Source organism: Herbiconiux sp. L3-i23, from assembly GCF_023734115.1.
Lineage (GTDB): Bacteria > Actinomycetota > Actinomycetes > Actinomycetales > Microbacteriaceae > Naasia.
In genome coordinates, this window is record NZ_AP025737.1 from 1,215,843 (window position 1) to 1,238,012 (window position 22,170).

At 69.9% G+C, this 22,170-nt stretch carries 20 protein-coding genes; 16 read left to right on the forward strand and 4 right to left on the reverse strand.

Annotated elements, in window-relative coordinates:
- The first annotated feature begins 5 nt into the window (after positions 1-5).
- The 3 genes from NGH83_RS05750 to NGH83_RS05760 are packed head-to-tail and all read left to right on the forward strand — an operon-like array spanning position 6 to position 3,593.
- On the forward strand, positions 6-1,532 hold the full coding sequence (locus tag NGH83_RS05750; RefSeq protein WP_251858105.1) for an MmgE/PrpD family protein: 1,527 nt from the start codon (positions 6-8) through the stop codon (positions 1,530-1,532).
- Positions 1,532-2,449, forward strand: coding sequence for a methylisocitrate lyase (gene prpB / locus NGH83_RS05755; protein WP_251858106.1), 918 nt, complete (start codon positions 1,532-1,534; stop codon positions 2,447-2,449). Before NGH83_RS05750 ends, prpB begins: the two co-directional genes overlap by 1 nt.
- Before the next feature lie 31 nt (positions 2,450-2,480).
- On the forward strand, positions 2,481-3,593 hold the full coding sequence (locus NGH83_RS05760; protein ID WP_251858107.1) for a bifunctional 2-methylcitrate synthase/citrate synthase: 1,113 nt from the start codon (positions 2,481-2,483) through the stop codon (positions 3,591-3,593).
- Positions 3,594-3,614: 21 nt separating this feature from the next.
- Here NGH83_RS05760 and NGH83_RS05765 read toward each other — a convergent pair whose 3' ends face one another.
- Positions 3,615-3,983: an RNA-binding S4 domain-containing protein gene (locus NGH83_RS05765; RefSeq protein WP_251858108.1), complete on the reverse strand. Its 369-nt coding sequence runs from the start codon at positions 3,981-3,983 to the stop codon at positions 3,615-3,617.
- Between the two features lie 57 nt (positions 3,984-4,040).
- On the opposite strand from NGH83_RS05765, the gene NGH83_RS05770 reads away from it, so the two are divergent.
- The 6 genes from NGH83_RS05770 to NGH83_RS05795 all read left to right on the forward strand — a co-directional run bounded on the left by NGH83_RS05770 (position 4,041) and on the right by NGH83_RS05795 (position 8,423).
- Complete coding sequence (locus NGH83_RS05770; RefSeq protein ID WP_251858109.1) at positions 4,041-4,946, forward strand: NUDIX domain-containing protein; 906 nt, start codon at positions 4,041-4,043, stop codon at positions 4,944-4,946.
- A gap of 159 nt (positions 4,947-5,105) precedes the next feature.
- The gene (locus NGH83_RS05775) at positions 5,106-5,744 is read left to right on the forward strand and encodes a CDP-alcohol phosphatidyltransferase family protein (protein WP_251858110.1); all 639 of its coding nucleotides are present in this window, start codon (positions 5,106-5,108) and stop codon (positions 5,742-5,744) included.
- A gap of 10 nt (positions 5,745-5,754) precedes the next feature.
- On the forward strand, positions 5,755-6,252 hold the full coding sequence (locus NGH83_RS05780; RefSeq protein ID WP_251858111.1) for an FHA domain-containing protein: 498 nt from the start codon (positions 5,755-5,757) through the stop codon (positions 6,250-6,252).
- 2 nt (positions 6,253-6,254) lie between these two features.
- The gene (locus NGH83_RS05785) at positions 6,255-6,974 is read left to right on the forward strand and encodes a MerR family transcriptional regulator (protein WP_251858112.1); all 720 of its coding nucleotides are present in this window, start codon (positions 6,255-6,257) and stop codon (positions 6,972-6,974) included.
- Positions 6,975-7,097: 123 nt separating this feature from the next.
- The gene (locus tag NGH83_RS05790; protein ID WP_251858113.1) at positions 7,098-7,643 is read left to right on the forward strand and encodes a MerR family transcriptional regulator; all 546 of its coding nucleotides are present in this window, start codon (positions 7,098-7,100) and stop codon (positions 7,641-7,643) included.
- A gap of 81 nt (positions 7,644-7,724) precedes the next feature.
- Complete coding sequence (locus NGH83_RS05795) at positions 7,725-8,423, forward strand: cyclase family protein (protein WP_251858114.1); 699 nt, start codon at positions 7,725-7,727, stop codon at positions 8,421-8,423.
- Positions 8,424-8,434: 11 nt separating this feature from the next.
- Here NGH83_RS05795 and NGH83_RS05800 read toward each other — a convergent pair whose 3' ends face one another.
- Positions 8,435-9,259 (reverse strand): ParA family protein, encoded by an 825-nt coding sequence (locus tag NGH83_RS05800; RefSeq protein ID WP_251858115.1) that lies wholly within the window; start codon positions 9,257-9,259, stop codon positions 8,435-8,437.
- A gap of 107 nt (positions 9,260-9,366) precedes the next feature.
- Between NGH83_RS05800 and NGH83_RS05805 the strand changes: the two genes are divergently transcribed.
- From NGH83_RS05805 to NGH83_RS05820, 4 genes are all read left to right on the forward strand, one after another.
- Positions 9,367-12,765, forward strand: a complete 3,399-nt coding sequence (locus NGH83_RS05805; RefSeq protein WP_251858116.1) for a pyruvate carboxylase — start codon at positions 9,367-9,369, stop codon at positions 12,763-12,765.
- A 112-nt stretch (positions 12,766-12,877) separates the two neighbouring features.
- Positions 12,878-14,440, forward strand: coding sequence for a MinD/ParA family protein (locus tag NGH83_RS05810; RefSeq protein ID WP_251858117.1), 1,563 nt, complete (start codon positions 12,878-12,880; stop codon positions 14,438-14,440).
- A complete protein-coding gene (gene def / locus NGH83_RS05815; RefSeq protein WP_251858118.1) occupies positions 14,433-14,924 on the forward strand; it encodes a peptide deformylase in 492 nt (163 codons plus the stop codon). Before NGH83_RS05810 ends, def begins: the two co-directional genes overlap by 8 nt.
- A 390-nt stretch (positions 14,925-15,314) precedes the next feature.
- A complete protein-coding gene (locus NGH83_RS05820; RefSeq protein WP_251858119.1) occupies positions 15,315-15,938 on the forward strand; it encodes a hypothetical protein in 624 nt (207 codons plus the stop codon).
- Positions 15,939-15,960: 22 nt separating this feature from the next.
- On the opposite strand, the gene NGH83_RS05825 is transcribed toward NGH83_RS05820, so the two are convergent.
- Entirely contained in the window at positions 15,961-17,790 is a 1,830-nt protein-coding gene (locus NGH83_RS05825) for a long-chain fatty acid--CoA ligase (RefSeq protein WP_251858120.1), read from the reverse strand.
- Positions 17,791-17,869: 79 nt separating this feature from the next.
- On the opposite strand from NGH83_RS05825, the gene NGH83_RS05830 reads away from it, so the two are divergent.
- From NGH83_RS05830 to NGH83_RS05840, 3 genes are all read left to right on the forward strand, one after another.
- A complete protein-coding gene (locus NGH83_RS05830; RefSeq protein ID WP_251858121.1) occupies positions 17,870-18,862 on the forward strand; it encodes an ROK family glucokinase in 993 nt (330 codons plus the stop codon).
- Between the two features lie 116 nt (positions 18,863-18,978).
- Positions 18,979-19,674: a 1-acyl-sn-glycerol-3-phosphate acyltransferase gene (locus NGH83_RS05835; RefSeq protein ID WP_251858122.1), complete on the forward strand. Its 696-nt coding sequence runs from the start codon at positions 18,979-18,981 to the stop codon at positions 19,672-19,674.
- 46 nt (positions 19,675-19,720) lie between these two features.
- Entirely contained in the window at positions 19,721-21,088 is a 1,368-nt protein-coding gene (locus NGH83_RS05840) for a class II 3-deoxy-7-phosphoheptulonate synthase (RefSeq protein WP_251858123.1), read from the forward strand.
- 161 nt (positions 21,089-21,249) lie between these two features.
- Here the strand turns inward: NGH83_RS05840 and NGH83_RS05845 are convergent, their stop codons facing one another.
- Positions 21,250-22,146, reverse strand: coding sequence for a type IV toxin-antitoxin system AbiEi family antitoxin domain-containing protein (locus NGH83_RS05845; RefSeq protein WP_251858124.1), 897 nt, complete (start codon positions 22,144-22,146; stop codon positions 21,250-21,252).
- Positions 22,147-22,170: the final 24 nt, after the last annotated feature.

A 22,170-nucleotide genomic window follows, 5' to 3' on the forward strand; every position in this document is an offset into this window, starting at 1 on the left:
CGTCGTTGACGAAGACCATGCGCGTGCGCACCCACCGCAGCGATGAAGAGCTGCCGCGCGACGCCCAACTGGCAGCCGCCATCGCCCGCGTCGCCGCCGACCCGGTCGAGGTCGACGATGCGGTGATCGAGATGATCGTCAACCGGGTCATCGACAACGCCGCCGTCGCCGCTGCATCCCTGTCGAGGCGTCCGGTCGTGTCGGCACGGTCGCAGGCGCTCGCGCACCCGCCGAGCCGCGGAGGCGCGGGAGCCACCGTGTTCGGGGAGCAGCGCGCCGTCCGGGTCTCCCCGGAGTGGGCGGCGTGGGCGAACGGCGTCGCCGTCCGAGAGCTCGACTTCCACGACACCTTCCTCGCCGCCGAGTACTCGCACCCCGCCGACAACATCCCGCCGCTCGTCGCCGTCGCCCAGCACGCGGGACGCACCGGCCGCGACCTGGTGCGTGGGATCGCGACGGGGTACGAGATCCAGATCGATCTCGCCCGCGCCATCAGCCTGCACCGGCACAAGATCGACCACGTCGCCCACCTGGGCCCGAGTGCCGCGGCCGGCATCGGCACCCTGCTCGGCCTCGACGCCGACACGATCTTCCAGGCCGTCGGGCAGGCTCTGCACACCACGACCGCCACGAGGCAGTCCCGCAAGGGCGAGATCTCGAGCTGGAAGGCGCACGCCCCGGCGTTCGCCGGGAAGATGGCCGTCGAAGCGGTCGACCGCGCGATGCGCGGCGAGACCAGCCCGGTGCCGATCTACGAGGGGGAGGACGGCGTCATCGCCTGGCTGCTCGGCGGCCCCGACGCGGCGTACGACGTGCCGCTGCCCGTTCCGGGGGAGGCGAAGCGGGCGATCCTCGACAGCTATACGAAGGAGCACTCGGCCGAGTACCAGGCGCAGGCGTGGATCGACCTGGCGCGCCGCCTCGGCCGCGAGCACCCCGAGCTGCGCGAGCCGGGCGTCATCGTCCGGGTCGTCCTGCACACCTCCCACCACACGCACTTCGTGATCGGCTCGGGCGCCGGAGATCCTCAGAAGTACGACCCGGCCGCGAGCCGCGAGACTCTCGACCACTCGGTGCCCTACATTTTCGCGGTGGCGCTGCAGGACGGCCGCTGGCACCAGGTCGACTCCTACGCCCCCGAGCGTGCGAACCGCCGCGACACCGTCGACCTCTGGCGCCGCATCGAGACCCGCGAGGACCCCGAGTGGACTCGCCGCTACCATTCCGAGGATCCCGCCGAGAAGGCGTTCGGCGGACGCGTCGAGATCGAGCTGCGCGACGGCACCCGCATCGTCGACGAGATCGCGGTGGCGGATGCCCACCCGCAGGGGGCGCGCCCGTTCGCTCGCGACGACTACATCGCGAAGTTCCGCACCCTCGCCGCCGACGCCCTCGACGCCGATGAGATCGAGCGGTTCCTCGACAGGGCGCAGCGCCTGCCCGAGCTGCGCGCCGAGGAGCTCGTCGGCCTCACCATCACCGCGCGACCTGGACTCCTCGACTCGATCCCCGCACCGAAGGGCCTGTTCTGATGCTGCACTCTGCCGTTCCCGCCCACCAGAAGCGGGCCGACTTCCGGGCGGCGCTCGCCTCGGGACGCCTGCTCCGCCTCCCCGGCGCCTTCAACCCGCTCTCCGCGCGACTGGTCGAACGCAAGGGCTTCGACGGCGTCTACATCTCGGGCGCGGTGCTCTCCGCCGATCTCGGCCTGCCCGACATCGGGCTCACCACCCTCTCCGAGGTGGCCGGGCGAGGGGCGCAGATCGCGCGCGTCACCGACCTGCCCGCCCTCATCGACGCCGACACCGGGTTCGGCGAGCCGATGAACATCGCGCGCACGGTGCAGATGATCGAGGACGCCGGCATCGCGGGCCTGCACATCGAGGATCAGGTGAACCCGAAGCGGTGCGGCCACCTCGACGGCAAGCAGGTCGTCGGCCTCGACGTCGCGCTGCGACGCATCAAGGCGGCGGTCGACGCCCGGCGCGATCCCGGCCTGCTCGTCATGGCGCGCACCGACGTGCGGGCCATCGAAGGTCTCGACGCAGCGAAGGACCGCGCGAAGGCCCTCGTCGACGCGGGCGCCGACGCGATCTTCCCCGAGGCGATGACCGACCTCTCCGAGTTCGAGGCCATCCGGCAGGCCGTCGACGTGCCCGTGCTCGCCAACATGACGGAGTTCGGCAAAAGCGCGCTGTTCACCACCGACCAGCTCGCATCGGTGGGCGTGAACATCGTCATCTACCCCGTCTCGCTGCTGCGCATCGCGATGGGAGCCGCCGACCGCGCGCTCGACACCCTCCTCGCCGACGGGACCCTCGAGGCGGAGGTGCCGGCGATGCAGACTCGGACCGACCTCTACGACCTGCTCGACTACGGGTCGTACAGTGCCTTCGACGGCGGAGTGTTCGACTTCAGCCTCGACGGTCACCACCACACCAGGGCCTGACCCGGATCACCTGTTCGAAGGAGCGCGAGAGATGACCGAGATCCGTAAAGGACTGGCGGGCGTCGTCGTCGACACGACGGCGATCTCCAAGGTCAACCCCGACACGAACTCGCTGCTCTACCGGGGCTATCCGGTGCAGCAGCTCGCCGCCCGCTCCTCGCTCGAGGAGGTCGCCTGGCTGCTGTGGCACGGCGAGCTGCCGAGTTCCGACGAGCTCGCCGGGTTTGAGGCGCTCGAACGCTCCGACCGCACGCTCGACCCGCACGTGCTCACCGTGCTCGACGCCCTCCCCGACACCGCGCATCCCATGGACCTGCTGCGCACCGCCGTCAGCGCGATCGGGGCGCTCGACGAGACCCTCGGCGGCGACGGCGACCTGGACAGGGCTCTCAACGAGCGCCGGTCCGTCGCGCTGCTCGCGAAGATCCCGACGATCGTCGCCCTGCTGCAGCGCCGCCGCCGCGGGCTCGAGCCGGTCGCGCCGAGAGACGACCTCGACTACTCCTCGAACTTCCTCTGGATGACCTTCGGCGAGCTTCCCGAGCCCATCGTCATCGACGCCTTCCGCGTGTCGATGGTGCTGTACGCCGAGCACTCCTTCAACGCGTCGACGTTCGCGGCCCGTGTCATCACCTCGACGCTCGCCGACCTCTACTCGGCCGTGACCGGAGCCATCGGTGCGCTGAAGGGCCCCCTGCACGGCGGCGCGAACGAAGCCGTCATGCACACCTTCGAGGAGATCGGCGACGCCGACGGCGTCGATGAGTGGCTCGACGGTGCGCTCGGCGCGAAGCGCAAGATCATGGGGTTCGGCCACCGCGTCTACAAGCACGGCGACAGCCGGGTGCCGACCATGAAGGCGGCTCTCGACACCCTCGTCGATCACTACGATCGCCCCGATGTCGCCGCCCTGTACGACCGGCTCGAGGCCGGCATGCAGGAGCGGAAGCAGATCAAGCCGAACCTCGACTACCCGAGCGGGCCGGCCTACGCGCTGATGGGCTTCGAGACGGAGCTGTTCACCCCGCTCTTCGTCGCCGCCCGCGTCATCGGCTGGACGGCGCACATCATGGAGCAGCTCGAGGCCAACGCGCTCATCCGTCCGCTCAGCGAATACGTGGGGCCCGACGAGCGCTCGCTCTGAACCGGCCTTGTGGGGGAGTAGTCAGCGCCCCCGCAACCGGTCGAGGTCCCGCCGCTCGCGCTTCGTGGGGCGCCCCGCCCCGCGATCCCTCGCGACGACCGCGGGGGCCTCGACGCGCGGCGGCTCGGGCGGCGTCAGATCGGTGAGGCACTCGGCGGCGACGACCGCGCTCACCCGCTTGATCAGCAGGCGCCGCGCGATCACGACGCGTTCCCGGCCGGCGACCCGGATGCGCACCTCGTCGCCGACGCGCACCGGTGCCGCCGCTTTCGCCCGCTCTCCGCGCAGCGTGACATGACCGGCCCGGCAGGCCGCGGTGGCGGCCGCCCTGGTCTTCACCAGTCGCACCGCCCAGAGCCAGCTGTCGACGCGCACCGAGGTCGGTTCCATGCTGGAAGACTAGACAGGTCGCGCCGAGCAGCGGCGGGACGAGCGGGGAGGAACGGCATGAACGCGGACTTCGAGTCGGTCACCGCCGAACCCGGTGTGCTGCCGCGGCGTCCCCTCGGCTCCGGCGACGAGTGGGTCGAGCTGCCCGACGGACGCCGCTTCTGGGGGCGGTTCGGCGCGGCGGGGCTCCTGCTGTCGTCGCCCGCGGGGATCCTTTTGCAGCACCGCGCCGGCTACAGCCACTTCGGCGACACCTGGGGTCTTCCGGGCGGTGCGCGGCACGAGGACGAGTCGGCCATCGCCGGCGCGATCCGCGAGTCAGGAGAGGAGGCGGGGGTCCCCTCCGAGGGTCTGCGCCTGCGCTTCACCAGTCGACTGGACCTCGGGCCCTGGAGCTACACCACGGTCGCCGCAACCATCCGCAGCGTATTCGATCCCGTCATCGGCGACGCCGAGAGTGCGGCACTCGCCTGGGTCCCGCCGCACGCGGTCGCGGGCCTTCCGCTGCACCCCGGCTTCGCCGAGGCGTGGCCGCGGCTACGCCCGGCGCTCGAGGCGAGACCCGTGCTGCTGGTCGACGGAGCGAACGTCGTCGGCAGTCGGCCCGACGGATGGTGGAAGGACCGGGCGGCCGCCGCGACGAGGCTCGCCGAGGCCCTCCAGCGGCTCGCCGGCGTCGGAGTCCCGGCCACCGAGCTGGGGTTGCCGCTCGAGCACTGGTGGCCGCAGATCCGGCTGGTGCTCGAAGGCGAAGCCCGCGCCGCCGACCCCGCCACCCCCGATGTCGTGATCGAACGCGCGCACGACGACGGCGACAGCGCGATCCTCGACTACCTCGGCGGCGAACCGGCGCCCGACGCCGTCCTCGTGACCGCCGATCGTGCGCTCGCCGCCGAGGCGGAGCGACGCGGCGCCCGAATCATGGGCCCCGGTCGCCTCCTCGCGCTGCTCGACGCGAGCTGAGGCTCCGGACGGGCGCCCGCCCGTCCCTGAATGAACCCGCCCCGGACGGACCCCCGCCCTGGACGAACCCGCCTCGGATGGGCACCCGCCCTGGATGAACCCGCCTCGGAGGGGCACCCGCCCTGGATAGGCACCCGCCCCTGGATAGACTCGGTGGCGATGAGCAGCGACGCGCGCGATGGGGAGGCGGCACCCCCCGGCGAGCCGAGCTCGCAGGTCGTCACGCTGCCCAACCTGCTGAGCTTCGTGCGCCTGGCGCTCGTCCCCGTCTTCCTGATCCTGCTGCTCGGCGAGCAGGACGTCGCCGCGCTGCTCGTGCTCGTCTTCTCGAGCGTCACCGACTTCCTCGACGGATGGCTCGCCCGCAAGCTCGGACAGGTCACCCGGCTCGGTCAGCTGCTCGACCCCGCCGCCGACCGGCTGTACATCATCGCCACCGTGCTGGGGCTCGCGATCCGCGAGGTCGTCCCGTGGTGGCTCGTCGCCGTGATCATCGGTCGCGACGTGCTGCTCGTCGTCCTCGGCGTCGTGCTCGCGAATCACGGCTACGGCCCGCTGCCGGTGCACCACCTCGGCAAGGTCGCCACCTTCTGCCTCTTCTACGCGCTCCCGCTCATCGTGCTCGGTCAGGCCTTCCCCGTCCTGCAGCCCTTCGCGGAACCGCTAGCCTGGGCGTTCGCGCTATGGGGGGCGTTCCTCTACTGGTGGGCGGGCATCGTGTATGCCCTGCAGACCGCCAGAGTGGTCGCCGAGAAAGCGGGCGAGTCTCGACCCGTTTCGGATAATGTGGACGGCTGAGGAGGACGCTATGTCGAATGAACGGGCAGACGACGGAGGGATCCGTCGCGGGCAGCCCGGCGCGAGCAGGTCGCATGCGAACGCCGACACCACGGCGTCGTTCGGGGACGACTTCATCGCCGAGGTGGCCTCACTCGAGCAGCGCTCCGGCGCCGAGGAGCAGGCGGCGATCGCCGCGCTCCCGTCCGGGTCGGCTCTCCTCGTGGTGCGTCGCGGACCCAACAGCGGTGCCCGATTCCTGCTCGACGCCGACGTGACGACCGCGGGTCGGCACCCGAGCGCCGACATCTTCCTCGACGACGTCACCGTCTCGCGCAAGCACGCGCAGTTCGTGCGGCACGGCACCGCGTTCGAGGTCAAAGACCTCGGTTCGCTGAACGGCACCTACTACGACGGCGTCCGCATCGACACCGCGCTGCTCTCCGACGGCGCCGAGGTGCAGGTCGGCAAGTTCCGGTTGACCTTCTACGCGTCGCGTCACGACCTCGCCTACACCGCGGCGCACTGACCGTGTCCGCTCTTCCCGCCCGCGACCTGAGGGCAGCGCGAGACGACCGTGCCCCGGCGCCGCAGCTGCTCAACATCGGCCAGCTGCTCGCGAAGCTGAAGCCCGACTTCCCCGACCTGACCTCGTCGAAGGTCCGGTTCCTCGAAGACGAGCGGCTGCTGTCGCCCGCCCGTACCGAGTCCGGCTACCGCAAGTTCTCCGCCCGCGACCTCGAGCGGCTGAAGCTCATCCTCACCCTGCAGCGCGACCAGTACCTGCCGCTCAAGGTGATCCGCAGCTACCTCGCCGACCTCGACGCGGGCCGCTCCCCGTCGTGGCCGGGACGCGCGAACGCCGACGACCAGTCGATGCTCGCCGAGGAGCGTCGGTACACCCGCGACGAGCTGCTCACCGAGGCGGGCGCCACCGCCGCGTTGCTCGACGAAGCCGTGAGCGCATCGCTGCTTCCGGCGGCCGACCTCCACGGCGACGAGTCGCTCGCGGTGCTGAAGGCCCTCACCGAGCTGCGCCGTTACGGTATCGAACCGCGTCACCTGCGTGCGCTGCGCTCGGCGGCCGACCGCGAGGCGGGGCTCATCGAGACGGCGGTGCAGCCCGTGCTGCGCCGACGAGAGCCCGGAAGCCGGGCCAGAGGGGTCGAGCTCGCGTTCGATCTGTCGGCCCAGCTCGACGTCGTGCGAGCCAGTCTCATCCGGGCGGGGCTCTCGAAGCTGAGCGGCTGAGAATCCGCGCCCCGAGCGCGACACGCCGAGGCCCGAATGCGGATGTCGTTGTTCGGGGCACCTCCTCTCGCTACCGTAGAGGAGTCGCACAAGACACCACCGCAGCCAGGAAGGCAGCCCCCTATGAGTGAAATCAGCCGTAGCGAAGATCGCTACGACCTCGGGCTGCTTTTCACCGACGGGCTCCCTGATCTCGACGCCAACGAGGGCTACCGCGGGGCCGTCGCCGCTCGCGCTGCCGGCATCAGCTACCGCCAGCTCGACTACTGGGCCCGCACCCGCCTCGTCGAGCCCACCGTCCGCGGCGCCGCCGGCTCCGGATCCCAGCGCCTCTACGGCTTCCGCGACATCCTGGTCCTCAAGCTCGTCAAGCGACTGCTCGACACCGGCATCTCGCTGCAGCAGATCCGCACCGCCGTGAACCAGCTCCGCGAAGCCGGGGTCAACGACCTCGCCCAGACCACGCTGATGAGCGATGGGGCGAGCGTCTACCTCTGCACCTCGAACGACGAGGTCATCGACCTCGTCAGCCGCGGGCAGGGCGTCTTCGGCATCGCCGTCGGCAAGGTCCTCCGCGAGGTCGAGAGCAGCCTCGTCGAGCTCGACACGCAGTCCTCGGATCCCGCCGACGAGCTCGCCGCTCGTCGCGCCGCCCGCGCCGCCGGCTGAGGTCGATCCTTCGCCGCAGCGACGCCTCCTGATCGGGCCGCGCCTTCTGATCAGGGACGGGCTGGCGGGAAGACGACGGCGATGACCGTCGTCGGCTGGAAGTATGGGCACATGCCCCGCTACATCGACCTCAGCCACACTCTTCGCGATGGACTCGTGACGATGCCCGGGATGCCGGCGCCGACCGTGTCGCTGCACCTCGGGCGCGAGCAGTCCCGATCGGTCTACGCCGAGGGGACCGAATTCGAGATCCCCATCGTGCGGATGGTCGCCAACACGGGCACCTACCTCGACACCCCGTTCCACCGGTACGGCGACGGTCACGACCTCGCCGGGCTCCCGCTCGCGCGGGTCGTCGACCTCCGCGCCGAGGTCATTCACGTCGATGTCCACGCGGAGCGCGGCATCACTCCGGAGATGTTCGACGGGCGCGATCTGCGCGGAGCGGCCGTCCTGCTGCACACCGGCTGGGATCGGCACTTCGGCACCGAGACGTATTCATCACCGGCGCCCTTCCTGACCCGCGCGGGCGCCGCCCACCTCGTCGACCAGGGGGTGACGCTCGTCGGTATCGATTCGATCAACATCGACGACATGACGGCGGACGCCGCGGGGGAGAGGCCCGCGCACAGCGTGCTGCTCGCGGCCGACATCCCCATCGTGGAGCACCTCACGAAGCTGTCAGAGGTGCCGTCGACGGGGGCGCGCTTCACCGCGGTGCCGCCCAAGTTCGAGGCGTTCGGCACCTTCCCGGTGCGGGCCTTCGCAACCGTCGACTGACGGCGGCGGTGCTAGGAGCGAGTCGCCTTCGCCGTGAGTTCGGCGTACTCGCCGACGCGACCGGTGCGCATGACCCGCTCGAGGAGCTGGTCGAACATGCCCGCCATCTCCTGGGCGCTCTCGCCCGGCCAGATGTGCAACGGCTTCGCCGCACCCTGCGCCTGCTGCAGCGACGTGCGCTCGGGCAGCTGCGGCGAGAGCACGAGCGGACCGAACATGTCGCGCAGCTCCTTGATGCGGAACTGGTGCTCGAGCGACTGCACGCGCGCCCGGTTGACGATGATGCCGAGCGGCTGCAGACGCGGCGACAGTCCGCGGCGGATCTCCTCGATCGCGCGCAGCGCGCGGTCGGCGGCGGCCACGGAGAACAGACCCGGTTCGGTGACGACGGCGACACGGTCGCTCGCCGCCCACGCGGTGCGGGTCAGGGCGTTGAGCGAGGGCGCGCAGTCGATCAGCACGAGCTCGTAGTCCTGCTCGACCGACGCGAGGGCCTCTTCGAGTTTCCAGATGTCGCGGATGCTGGGGTGCGGTCCGTCGAAGTTGATGGCGGACGGGCTGCCGACCATCACGTCGACCTTGCCGGAGCGGCCGCGGGTCCACCCGCTCGGCGCGATGGCGGCGCGGACGACCTTCTCCTTCGGCGAGGTCAGGACGTCGGCGACGTTCAAGTGCCCCTGCACTTGGATGTCCATGCCGGTCGACACATCGGACTGGGGATCGAGATCGACGACGAGAGTGCTGAGACCCTTGGCGAAGGCCGCGGACGCGAGTCCGAGGGTCACAGTTGTCTTGCCGACTCCTCCCTTAAGGGAGCTGACGCTCAGGACATGCACAGGCACAAGGTTACCGCCAGTAGTCTGTGAGAACCTAAACGTCGGACGGGCGCGGCGCAGACGAGTCGATCGACGAGCGCGCCCTTCGTTCTTGTAGAAGGGCTGCAGTGTTCACGAAGATCCTGGTCGCCAACCGAGGCGAGATCGCGATCCGCGCTTTCCGTGCCGCTTACGAGCTCGGCGCGAAGACGGTTGCCGTGTTCCCGTACGAGGACCGCAACTCGATGCACCGTCTGAAGGCCGACGAGGCGTACCAGATCGGTGAGATCGGGCACCCGGTGCGCGCCTACCTCGACGTCGACGAGATCATCCGGGTCGCGAAGGAGTCCGGCGCCGACGCGATCTACCCCGGCTACGGGTTCCTCAGCGAGAACCCCGACCTCGCCGAGGCCGCCGCGGCTGCCGGAATCACCTTCATCGGCCCCCCGGCGTCGGTGCTGCGCTCGGCGGGCAACAAGGTGACGGCCAAGGAGCAGGCGCTCGCGGCGAAGGTGCCCGTGCTGAAGTCCTCGAAGCCGAGCCGCGACGTCGACGAGCTGCTCGCCGCCGCCGACGAGATCGGCTTCCCCATCTTCGCGAAGGCCGTCGCGGGCGGCGGTGGGCGCGGCATGCGCCGTGTCGACGACCGCTCGCAGCTCAAGGAGGCCCTCGAGGCCGCCATGCGCGAGGCCGACAGCGCATTCGGCGACCCCACCATGTTCCTCGAGCAGGCGGTCGTCCGTCCCCGGCACATCGAGGTGCAGGTGCTCGCCGACGCGACCGGCGACACGATCCACCTCTTCGAGCGCGACTGCTCCATCCAGCGGCGCCACCAGAAGGTCGTCGAGATCGCGCCCGCCCCGAACATCAGCGATGAGCTGCGTCAGGCCCTGCACCGCGACGCGATCGCCTTCGCGAAGTCGGTCGGCTACGTCAACGCGGGCACCGTCGAGTTCCTCGTCGACACCGCGGGCGAGCGCGCCGGCGAGCACGTCTTCATCGAGATGAACCCGCGCATCCAGGTCGAGCACACCGTGACCGAGGAGGTCACCGACGTCGACCTCGTGCAGGCGCAGATGCGCATCGCGGCGGGCGAGTCCCTCACCGACCTCGGGCTGCGCCAGGAGGACATCACCCTCCGCGGCACCGCGCTCCAGTGCCGCATCACGACCGAGGACCCGTCGCAGGGCTTCCGACCCGACACCGGCAAGATCACCACGTACCGGTCGCCCGGCGGCGCCGGCGTGCGTCTCGACGGCGGTACCGTCGCCGCGGGCGCGCAGGTCAGCCCGCACTTCGACTCGATGCTCGTGAAGCTGATCTGCCGCGGCCGCGACTTCACCTCCGCCGTGTCGCGCACCCGTCGTGCGCTCGCGGAGTTCCGCATCCGCGGCGTGACGACCAACATCCCGTTCCTGCAGGCGGTGCTCGACGACCCGGTGTTCGCCACCGGCGACCTCGCCACCTCGTTCATCGACGAGCGTCCCGAGCTGGTCCACGCCCAGCCGTCGAAGGACCGCGGCACGAAGATCCTGTCCTGGCTCGCCGACGTCACCGTCAACCAGCCGAACGGCCCGCGCCCCGCCGGTGCGCGTCCCGCGGACAAGCTCCCCGCCGCCGACCTGAGCGAGCCGGCACCCGCCGGCTCCCGTCAGCGTCTGCTCGAGCTCGGCCCCGAGGGGTTCGCGGCGCAGCTGCGCGCGCAGACCGCTCTGGCGGTGACCGACACCACCTTCCGCGACGCCCACCAGTCGCTGCTCGCCACCCGAGTGCGCACCCGCGACCTGGTCGCCGTGGCGCCGTACGTCGCGCGCCTCACCCCCGAGCTGCTCTCGGTCGAGGCGTGGGGCGGTGCGACCTACGACGTCGCGCTGCGCTTCCTCGGCGAGGACCCGTGGGAGCGCCTCGCGGGCCTCCGCGAGGCCCTGCCGAACGTCGCCATCCAGATGCTGCTGCGCGGCCGCAACACCGTCGGCTACACGCCGTATCCGACCAAGGTGACCGACGCGTTCGTCGCCGAAGCGGCGTCAACCGGTGTGGACATCTTCCGCATCTTCGACGCCCTCAACGACGTCGAGCAGATGCGCCCCGCGATCGATGCCGTCCGGGCGACCGGAACCGGTGTCGCCGAGGTGGCGCTCTGCTACACCGGCGACCTGCTCGACCCCGCCGAGGACCTCTACACCGTCGACTACTACCTGGGGCTCGCCGACAAGATCGTCGACGCCGGGGCGCACATCCTCGCGATCAAGGACATGGCGGGTCTCCTGCGGCCGTTCGCGGCGGCGAAGCTCGTCGCCGCGTTGCGGGAGCGCTTCGACCTGCCCGTGCACCTGCACACCCACGACACCGCGGGTGGTCAGCTCGCCACGCTGCTCGCCGCCAGCGCGGCCGGAGTCGACGCGGTCGACGTCGCGAGCGCCGCCATGGCGGGCACCACCTCGCAGGTGTCCGCGTCCGCGCTCGTCGCCGCGCTCGCCCACACCGACCGCGACACCGGCCTGTCGCTGCAGGCGGTCTCCGACTTCGAGCCGTACTGGGAGGCGGTCCGCGCCCTCTACAAGCCGTTCGAGTCGGGACTGCCCGGGCCGACGGGACGCGTGTACCACCACGAGATCCCCGGCGGTCAGCTCTCGAACCTGCGTCAGCAGGCCATCGCGCTCGGCCTCGCCGACCGCTTCGAGCTCATCGAGGACCTGTACGCGTCGGCGAACCGCATCCTCGGACGCATCCCGAAGGTGACGCCCTCGTCGAAAGTCGTCGGCGACCTCGCGCTGCACCTCGCCGCGGTCGGCGCCGACCCCGACGAGTTCGAACGCAACCCGCAGGGCTTCGACATCCCCGACTCCGTCGTCGGTTTCATGGCCGGCGAGCTCGGAGACCTGCCGGGCGGATGGCCCGAGCCGTTCCGGTCGAAGGTGCTCGAGGGCCGCACGGTGGACATCGAGGTCGAAGACCTCTCCGCCGAGGACACCGCCGCGCTCGACGCCGACAGCGAGACCCGCCGCGCCGCCCTCAACCGGCTGCTCTTCCCCGCTCCGACCAAGAGCTTCGAGCAGGTGCGCGAGCAGTACGGCGACGTCTCGGTGCTCGACACCGCCGACTACCTGTACGGCCTGCAGAGCGGGCTCGAGCACACGGTCGGCATCGAACGCGGCGTGAAGCTGTTCGTCGGACTCGAAGCAATCAGCGAACCCGACGAGCGGGGCCTGCGCAGCGTCATGACGACCCTCAACGGCCAGATGCGTCCCATCGCCGTGCGCGACCGGTCCATCGACGTCGAGATCAAGTCGGCCGAGAAGGCCGACCCCTCGAAGCCGGGCAACATCGCGGCACCGTTCTCCGGCGTCGTCTCCGTCAAGGTGACGGCGGGGGAGGCGGTCGCGGCCGGCCAGGCGGTCGCCACGATCGAGGCGATGAAGATGGAGGCCGCTATCACCTCCCCGGTGGCGGGGACGGTCGGTCGCGTCGCCATCGCCGCGACCCAGCAGGTGGAGGCCGGAGACCTGATCGTCGACATCACCTAGCGATACTCGGCGATACGGTGCGGTGCGCCTCCGGGCGCTCGCGGCACCGTCTCGTAGGCTTCACGTAAAATCATCGGAGTTTGCGAGAGAACGGGTGGGAAAGGCTGTGCTCATGAGTAAGCGCAAGTCGCCTGAGGAATCTGCCCAGGTGCTCGGTTCCGGGGGTGTCACGGACGAGTCCGTCGACGGCGCGTCGGAGCAGGAGTTCAACGGCGAGCTCCTCGAGGAGTCGGGCGACCGCCTCGCGTCGAGCCTGCCGGAGAGCCTGTCGATCCACATCGACCTGCCGCCCGTCGCGAAGAAGGAGCTGCCCGAGGACGAGGCGGCGGTGCGCATCGACGACGTCGCCATCGCGCCGTCCGCGGTGCCCGGAGAGCTGACCGGCGAGGTGACGCTGCCCGCCGTGTCGATCGATCCGAACCCCACCGGCGACACCGGGTTGACCCGCGGTCGCACCGGCAGCGCGTACGACGCCGTCCTCGGCGGTCACGTCCCCGGCACGACGGGGGAGTTCCCGCGCTGGTCATCGGCCGAGCTGTCCCGGTACGCGACGGGCGAGATCCCGCGCACCGCGACGGGTGACTACGCACGCCGCGCCGACCGGTACAACACCGGTGAGGTGCCCTCGCTGGCCTACACGGGCGAGGCGCCGCGCGTCGAGCCGGCGACCCCCGCAGGCGGCACCGGGCTCACCCGGCGCGACCGCCTCCGCGGCGAGCACGGCGAAGGCCCCGAGTCGTCCGCGATGCTCACCGCCGACCGTCTGATCGACGAGTCGAAGAAGAAGCGTCAGGCGCCGACCGGCCGCTGGAACAAGTTCGTCTACGGGGTCACCTTCCACGGTGTGAACCTCGGCGACTCGCCGGCGGAGCGCGCCCGCAAGGAGCTGAACGCCCGCATCGACAAGCAGTTCGAGGGCGGCACCCGCTTCGTGCCGGTGCTCACCCGCAAGGGCGGCGTCGGCAAGACCACGATCACCACCCTGCTCGGCATGGCGCTCGCGACCACCCGCGAGGACCGGATCGTCGCGGTCGACGCGAACCCCGACCGCGGCACCCTCTCGGAGCGGGTCAACAAGCAGACCCGCGCCACGGTGCGCGACGTCGTGCACCGTGCGGCGAGCATCAACGGCTTCACCGATTTCAGCAGCCTCGTCTCGCGCGACGAGACCCGCCTCGACATCATCGCCTCCGACACCGACCCGCTGCTCAGCGAGGCGTTCGACGAGGACGACTACAACGTGGTCGCCGACCTCGCCGCTCGCTTCTACTCGATCATGCTCACCGACTGCGGCACCGGCATCGTGCACTCCGTCATGCGCGCGACGCTGCAGCGGGCCGACTCGGTGGTCATCGTGTCGGGCGGCAGCGTCGACGAGGCGCGGCTCGCGTCCGAGACGCTCACCTGGCTCGAGGCCAACGGCTACAGCGACCTCGTGAAGAACGCGATCGTCGCGCTCAACACGGCGACGCAGGGCACGAACCTGGTGAAGCTCGACGAGATCGAGTCGCACTTCAAGTCCCGCGTCCGCGACATCGTCCGCATCCCGTACGACCCGATCCTCGCCGCCGGTTCGGTCGTGTCGTACAAGGATCTGAAGCCCGTCACCAAGGACGCCGCACGGCAGCTCGCCGCGCTGGTCGTCGACGGGTTGCCCGTCCGCCGCGGTGCCTGAGCGGCCCATCCGGATCTTCGGAGATCCGGTGCTGAAGACCGTCTGCGAGCCGGTCGGCGTCATCGACGACCGTGTCCGCGGTCTCGTCGAGGACCTGGTCGATTCGGTGACCGTGCCGGGGCGCGCGGGTGTCGCCGCGAACCAGATCGGCGTCGGCCTGCGGGTGTTCAGCTACAACGTCGACGGGCGGATCGGCTACCTGATCAACCCGGAGATCGTCGAGCTGAGCGGTGAGCCGGCGTTGGTCGACGAGGGCTGCCTGTCGGTGCCGGACCTCTGGTATCCGGTGCTGCGCTACCCGCATGCGAAGGCGCGGGGCACCGACCTCGACGGCAACGAGGTCGAGGTCGAGGGCGACGGCATCATGGCTCAGGCGCTGCAGCACGAGACCGACCACCTCGACGGCAAGCTGTACCTCGACCGCCTCGACAAGGAGAACCGGCGCGACGCGATGCGCGTCATCCGCGAATCCCCCTGGTTCTGACGCCCTTAGCCCTCCGGTCGTCGAGTAGCGACGAAGGAGCGGACCGAGATCACAGCGGCGAGGTTCGGAACTGCGCTCTCGATACGCTCGTTCCTCGCTACTCGAGCCGTCTACTCGACGACCGGGTGGGGAGTCGTGGCCTTCGTATCGCTTCGCTCAACGAGCGGGCTCTACCCCGGTCGTTGAGTAGCGACGAAGGAGCGTATCGAAACGGGTCGAGTAAGCGGAGCGCATCGAGACCATAGCGTCGAGCTTGTGGCCGTGCTCTCGACACGCTCGTTCCTCGCTACTCGAGCCGTCTCGATACGGCGCTGGCGCGCCTACTCGACGACCGGACAGGCAGCGTCGAGGTTCAGTCACCTTTCAGGTGGCGTCGACACAGTCGTGTGCATGCCCGCGGACACCGACGTCGCCACCGACCAGGGGTGGGAGCGGCTCGGGCGGTACCGCTGGTCCACCGGCTGGGCGGGCCTGTCCACGATGGCGTCCGTGTTCGCGACGATGCTGCCGATCCAACTCGGGGTGCGGTTCGGCTGGGACGTCGGCGGGATCCTCGGTGCGGTCGCCGCCGTCATCGTGCTCTTCGGAGGAACATTCGGCGTCGTCACCCTGGTCCTCATGCGTCGCCACCCGCAACCGTGGGTGAATCGGGCATCACAGCAGGTCCGGTTCGGGGATCGGGTCTTCGCCTTCGCCGACTTCGACTGGGCGAAGCTGCGGGTGGACGGGCTGAACCGCGGCCGCCGGACGGTGGTGCTCGTCGCCGGAGCGGGCTCAGGACCGAACCTCGTCTTCACGTTGCGCGACGTGCGCGACAAGACGATTCCCGCCCCCGTCGCGACTCTCCTCGCGGAGGTCGTGCGCGGCTCGAGCATCGCGATGCCGACGACTTCGAACGACCCGACCGGCCGTTTCGGCCACGTCAACTTCCCCGAGAACGTGAGTCGCGAGGAGGCGCTCGCGCTCATCGAGAACCCGCCTCGCGCCGAGGACAGGCTCCCGATCGGCCAGTGAACCGCGGGGGCAGTAGCGTCGGTCAGTGGACCAGGGAGATGCCCTCCGTCTTCGTCGGGGCGTCGGGGGAGTAGATGCCCTCGATGACCTCGGCGAAGTCGGTGAGGATCACGTTGCGCTTGATGCTCAGCTTCGGGGTCAGGTGACCGCTCGCCTCCGTGAACTCCACGGGGATGATGACGAACTTGCGGATCGACTCGGCGCGGGAGACGTGCGAGTTCGCGTGATCGACGGCGCGCTGCACCTCGGCGAGGACCGCCTCGTCGCGGGAGGCCTGCTCGAGGCTCATCGTCTCGTCGTGCCCGTTGTTCTTCAGCCAGGTGGGCAGCATCTCGGTGTCGAGGGTGATCAGGGCCGAGATGAACGGCTTCTGATCGCCGACCACGACCACCTGTCCGACGACCGGGTTGGCGCGCAGCGGGTCCTCGAGGGCGGCGGGCGACACGTTCTTGCCGCCGGCCGTGACGATCAGTTCCTTCTTGCGTCCGGTGATGCGCAGGTAGCCGTCGGAGTCGAACTCGCCGATGTCGCCCGTCTTGAACCAGCCGTCGTTGAACGCCTCGGCCGTCGCCTCCTCGTTCTGCCAGTACTCGCTGAAGAGGTTGACGCCCTTCGTCTCGATCTCGCCGTCGTCGGCGATGCGGATCGAGACTCCCGGCAGGGCGGGGCCGACGGTGCCGATCTTGTACTTGCTCGGCCGGTTCACCGTCATCGGCGCCGTGGTCTCGGTGAGGCCGTAACCCTCGAGGATCATGATCCCGAGGCTGCGGTAGAAGTGTCCGAGGCGGGTTCCGAGCGGAGCCGAACCCGACACCGCGAAGCGCACCCGACCACCGAGGGTGGTCTTCAGCTTGCTGTAGACGAGCCGGTCGAACAGGGCGAACTGCACCTTGAGCCCGAAGGGCACGTGTCCGGCGTCGAGCGCCTTCGAATGGGCGATCGCGACGTCGGCGGCGCGACGGAAGATCTTGCCCTTGCCGCCCGCCTCGGCCTTCTGCTCGGCCGAGTTGTAGACCTTCTCGAACACGCGCGGGACGGCGAGCAGGAACGTCGGCCGGAACGAGCCGAGCGACGGCACCAGCTTCGTGGTGTCGGGCTGGTGGCCGACTTTCACACCGCCGAACGTGCACAGCACCGCGATGAAGCGGGCGAAGATGTGCGCGGTGGGGATGAAGAGGAGGGTCGACTGGCCCGGCTGGATGAGTTCGGGGATCGCCGCCTGCGTGTTGCGGCACAGCTCGACGAAGTTGGCGTGGGTGAGCACGCAGCCCTTGGGGCGCCCGGTGGTGCCCGAGGTGTAGATGATCGTGGCGATGTCGCTCTCGACGGCGCGGGAACGGCGTTCTTCGAGCAGCTCGTCGGTCACCTCGGCGCCGCCGGCGACCAGCTTCGTCAGGTCGCCGCGCTCGATCTGCCAGACATTGCGGACGGCGGGGAGGTCGGGGTGAACCTCGTCGAACTTCGCGAAGTGCTCGGGACCCTCGACGATGACCGCGGTCGCGCCGCCGTCGTTGAGGTTCCACAGGATCTGGTGCGGTGACGACGTCTCGTAGACGGGGACGAGGATCGCTCCGGCGAACCAGGCGGCGAAGTCGATGAGTGTCCACTCGTACCGGGTCTTCGCCATGAGGCCGATGCGATCGCCCGGCTCGACGCCGGCGGCGATGAACCCCTTGGCGAGGGCGCGCACCTGGTCGAGGAAGTCGCGGGCCGTGACGTCGACCCATTCGTCTCCGCGCTGCAACGCGAACAGCGGGGCGTCGGGTGTCGCCGCGACGCGCTCGAGCAGGAGGTCTGTTGCGTTGTCGTCGGGGGTGGCCTGGGTGACGGCGGGGGCGTCGATCTGCTTCACGGCAGCTCCTTCGGTACCGGTGGTGCCGCTCATTCTATGGGGGCGAGGATCGTGAATCCCGCAGGGATAGGCTCATCGCGTGCATTCAATCGGTCTCGACATCGGTGGAACGAAGATCGCCGGCGCCCTCGTCGACGAGCTGGGGACCATCGTCGCCGAACGTCGCGTCGCCACGCCGGCGGGGGACTCGGCGCTGCTGGAGGACTCGGTCGTCGAGATGGTGAAGCAGCTCGACGCGGAAGCGGCGGCGATCGGCGATCGCGTCGCCGCGGTCGGAGTCGCGATCCCCGGCTTCATCGACGCCGCCCAATCGGTGGTCTACTACACGCCCAACCTGCCATGGCGGCACGAGCCAATGCGCGAGAAGCTCGAGACCCGTCTCGGGTTGCCGATCGTGATCGAGAACGACGCGAACGCCGCCGGGTGGGCTGAATTCCGGTTCGGCGCGGCCCGCCTCGTCAGCGACATGGTGATGCTCACCATCGGCACCGGCGTCGGCGGTGCCATCGTGCACGACGACACGCTCTTCCGGGGCGGGTTCGGCGCGGCCGCCGAACTCGGACACCTGCGGCTCGTTCCCGGCGGCCTGCCGTGCGGCTGCGGCGCCCGCGGCTGCATCGAACAGTACGGATCCGGCCGCGCCCTGCTGCGGATGGCGAACGAGGTCGCCGACGCCGGCGGCATCGGGCTGCCCCTCGCCGAAGCCCGCGCTGAGACGGGGGTGCTCACCGGTGACCAGGTGAGCACACTGCTGCAGGCGGGCGACGCCGGCGCTCTCGCCGCGCTGCGCCGGCTCGGCCGACACCTCGGTGAGGCGTGCGCGAGCCTCGCCGCCGTGCTCGACCCGCAGATGTTCGTCTTCGGCGGTGGCGTAGCCCAGGCGGGGGAGCTCATGCTCGAGCCGATCCGGGCCGCGTTCTTCGAGAATCTGCCCGCTCGCGGCTATCACCCGGAGCCCGAGTTCCGCATCGCGGAACTCGTGAACGACGCGGGAGTCGTCGGCGCAGCCGACCTCGCCCGCCACCACTTCCCGTCGGCGGGCGACCCGACGGCGTTCTCGGCGCACGGCTGAGCGGCTCCGTCGCGTCGGTCGTCCGGCGCTGCGTCGCCTAGTGTTGTGCTGGACTGCCACTGCTTCGAGCGGGCAGTCCTGGCGAGGCCGGTTGGCGGGAAGCGGAGGAGGGGCAGATGAGGGCGTTCTATTGGGTCCTCAAAGCGATCGTCGTCGGTCCGTTCCTGCGTCGGACGTTCAGGCCCTGGGTCACCGGTCGCGAGAACGTGCCCAAGAAGGGCGCCGCGATCCTCGCGAGCAACCACCTCTCCTTCATCGACTCGGTGATGCTGCCGCTCGAACTCGACCGCCGCATCTCGTTCCTCGCGAAGGCCGAGTACTTCCGCGGCAAGGGCATCAAGGGGTGGGCGGTGCGCTCCTTCATGCTCGCCACCGGTCAGCTGCCCATCGACCGTTCCGGCGGCAAGGCGTCGGAGGCGGCGCTCAACAGCGGTCTCGCGGTGCTGCGACGCGGTGAACTGCTCGGCATCTACCCCGAGGGCACCCGCAGTCTCGACGGACGGCTCTACCGCGGCCGCACCGGCATCGCGCGGATGATCGTCGAAGGGCACGTGCCCGTCGTGCCCGTCGCCATGATCGACACCGAGAAGGCGATGCCCGTCGGCACCCGCCTTCCGAAGGTGCGCCGGATTGGCATCGTCATCGGCGAACCACTAGATTTCTCACGTTTCGCGGGTCTCGAAGGCGACCGCTTCATCCTCCGCTCCATCACCGACGAGATCATGCACGAGCTCGCCCGGCTGAGCGGTCAGGAATACGTCGACGTCTATGCGTCTTCGGTAAAGGACACGCGCGTTCCCGCAACGCGCTGACCGGTTCCCCTTCGTCCCGTTCCACCGTCATCTGAGGAAGTAACTCGTGGTCGATCCCACCGAGACCGTCGTGTCCGCCAGCCCCGATGTCCTGGCCGGCCTCGACTATTGGCGGACCCTCGAGATCAAGCAGCAGCCGACCTGGCCCGACAGCGCGGCGGTCGCCGCAGCGTCCGCCGAGCTCGCGGTGCTGCCCCCGCTGGTGTTCGCGGGCGAGGTCGACCAGCTGCGCGACCGCCTCGCGAAGGCGGCGCGCGGTGAGGCGTTCCTGCTGCAGGGCGGAGACTGCGCCGAGACCTTCGCCGGGGCGACCGCCGACCAGATCCGCGCGCGGGTGAAGACGATCCTGCAGATGGCCGTCGTGCTCACCTACGGCGCCTCCATGCCGGTCGTGAAGATGGGCCGGATGGCGGGCCAGTTCGCGAAGCCGAGGTCGAGCGACTCCGAGACCCGCGGCGACGTCACCCTGCCCGCGTACCGCGGCGACATCGTGAACGGGTACGACTTCACCCCCGACAGCCGGGAGGCCGACCCGCGCCGGCTCGTGCAGGGCTACCACACGGCCGCGTCGACGCTGAACCTCGTGCGCGCGTTCACGCAGGGCGGGTTCGCGAGTCTCAAAGAGGTGCACAGCTGGAACAACGGGTTCGCGCGCAACCCCGCGAACGCGATGTACGAGGGGCTCGCGAAGGAGATCGACCGCGCCATCCGCTTCATGGAGGCCGCCGGCGCCGACTTCGACGAGCTGAAGCGCGTCGAGTTCTACACGGGCCACGAGGGCCTGCTGATGGACTACGAGCGTCCTCTCACCCGCATCGACTCGCGCAACGGCACGCCCGTCGCGACGTCGGCGCACTTCCTCTGGATCGGCGAGCGCACGCGCGACCTCGACGGGGCGCATGTCGACTACTTCTCGCGCATCCGCAACCCCATCGGGGTGAAGCTCGGACCGTCGACGACGCCCGAGACCATGGAGCGTCTCATCGACAAGCTCGACCCCGAGCGCGAGCCGGGTCGACTGACTTTCATCACGCGGATGGGGGCGGGCAAGATCCGCGACGCCCTGCCCCCGCTGCTCGAGCACATCAAGACGCTCGACGCGACGCCGCTCTGGGTCACCGACCCGATGCACGGCAACGGCGTGACGACCCCGACCGGCTACAAGACGCGCCGGTTCGACGACATCGTCGACGAGGTCAAGGGCTTCTTCGAGTCGCACCGCGCGGCGGGAACCCACCCGGGCGGCATCCACGTCGAGCTCACGGGCGACGACGTCACCGAGTGCCTCGGCGGATCCGAGCACATCGACGAGGCCACCCTCGCGACCCGCTACGAGTCGCTCTGCGACCCGCGCCTCAACCACATGCAGTCTCTCGAGCTCGCCTTCCTGGTCGCCGAGGAACTCAGCCGCTGACCCCACCCCTGGCACCGCCACTCGTGGGTGCACGGATCAGGAGTTCGTGCACGGATCAGGAGAAGTTCTTGGAACACTCCTGATCCGTGTGCGAGTTGCCCTGTTTTGGATCAGAACTCCTGATCCGTGCACACAGGTGAGGCCCACCGCACCGGGTGTGCTTACCTCCGGGGCTGGGTCAGCCGGTTCGCGGCCAATGCTCTGAGGATGGCGGGCAGCACCACCGAGTCCCACCCGTCGACGATCTGCGCGTAGGTGAAGCGCAGCACGGTATAGCCGGCAGCGACGAAGAACGCGTCGCGTGCCCGGTCGGAGGCGAACTGCGCCTCCGTGCCGTGCTGTCTGCCATCGCACTCGATGACCAGGCGCCCATCGACGAGGAGGTCCACCCGGTATGGCCCGATGGGCACCTGCAGTCGCAGATCATCGACGATGCCGGAGAGACGAAGCCGTGCGAAAGTCTCGAGCGGACTCTCAGCCACCGAGACGCTGAGTCCTACCGCCTGTCGGCCCTGCTCGCCGCCGACTTCGACGAGCCGCTGAACGCCCACCTCGCCGAGGAGCGGGATTCCGTCATCCGCCGGGCGACGGGCGGCATCGATCGCCGCCACCGCCCACTCCAGCGAGACACACGTCAGCATCTGATGGAGGGTGTCGACGATGCCGACCCGGAAACGCTGATGAGGCACCGCCCGGTCTCGCCAGTGCAGGATCACGCCGCGTTCGGCGCCCGCCTTCGGGTGCTGCGTCGAGTCTCGGCTCGACCGCAGCCGCGAGGCACTCGGATCGACGGCGACGTGCAGCGCGGTGCTGTTGGGCACCGGGAGTCCGTAGGTCGCCGCCGCGGAACAGCATCCGAGCATCCCGCCGATGCGGATCGCTCGGATCACGTCCTCCGAGCAGTCGGGTGAGAGGTACCAGCCGATCCTCGGCCGGATCAGCTCGCCCTGATTCTTCATCGCGGCGATCTGCCGTCGATGGAAGCCGGCCGCGAGCAAGTCCTGAATATGGGCGACGCCGTGCAGGCGCGCCATGTGTCGGGCGATAGCGGTGTCCATGCGCAGAACGTTGGCGGTTCGCGA

Bases quoted from the DNA above. Each gene is read 5' to 3' on its own strand.
- NGH83_RS05780 (WP_251858111.1), top strand. From the start codon at position 5,755: ATGTCGAATGAACGGGCAGACGACGGAGGGATCCGTCGCGGGCAGCCC.
- NGH83_RS05795 (WP_251858114.1), top strand. From the start codon at position 7,725: ATGACCGTCGTCGGCTGGAAGTATGGGCACATGCCCCGCTACATCGAC.
- NGH83_RS05790 (WP_251858113.1), top strand. From the start codon at position 7,098: ATGAGTGAAATCAGCCGTAGCGAAGATCGCTACGACCTCGGGCTGCTT.
- NGH83_RS05765 (WP_251858108.1), bottom strand. From the start codon at position 3,983: ATGGAACCGACCTCGGTGCGCGTCGACAGCTGGCTCTGGGCGGTGCGA.
- NGH83_RS05820 (WP_251858119.1), top strand. From the start codon at position 15,315: ATGCCCGCGGACACCGACGTCGCCACCGACCAGGGGTGGGAGCGGCTC.
- NGH83_RS05770 (WP_251858109.1), top strand. From the start codon at position 4,041: ATGAACGCGGACTTCGAGTCGGTCACCGCCGAACCCGGTGTGCTGCCG.
- prpB (WP_251858106.1), top strand. From the start codon at position 1,532: ATGCTGCACTCTGCCGTTCCCGCCCACCAGAAGCGGGCCGACTTCCGG.
- NGH83_RS05775 (WP_251858110.1), top strand. From the start codon at position 5,106: ATGAGCAGCGACGCGCGCGATGGGGAGGCGGCACCCCCCGGCGAGCCG.
- NGH83_RS05760 (WP_251858107.1), top strand. From the start codon at position 2,481: ATGACCGAGATCCGTAAAGGACTGGCGGGCGTCGTCGTCGACACGACG.
- NGH83_RS05835 (WP_251858122.1), top strand. From the start codon at position 18,979: ATGAGGGCGTTCTATTGGGTCCTCAAAGCGATCGTCGTCGGTCCGTTC.
- NGH83_RS05810 (WP_251858117.1), top strand. From the start codon at position 12,878: ATGAGTAAGCGCAAGTCGCCTGAGGAATCTGCCCAGGTGCTCGGTTCC.
- NGH83_RS05845 (WP_251858124.1), bottom strand. From the start codon at position 22,146: ATGGACACCGCTATCGCCCGACACATGGCGCGCCTGCACGGCGTCGCC.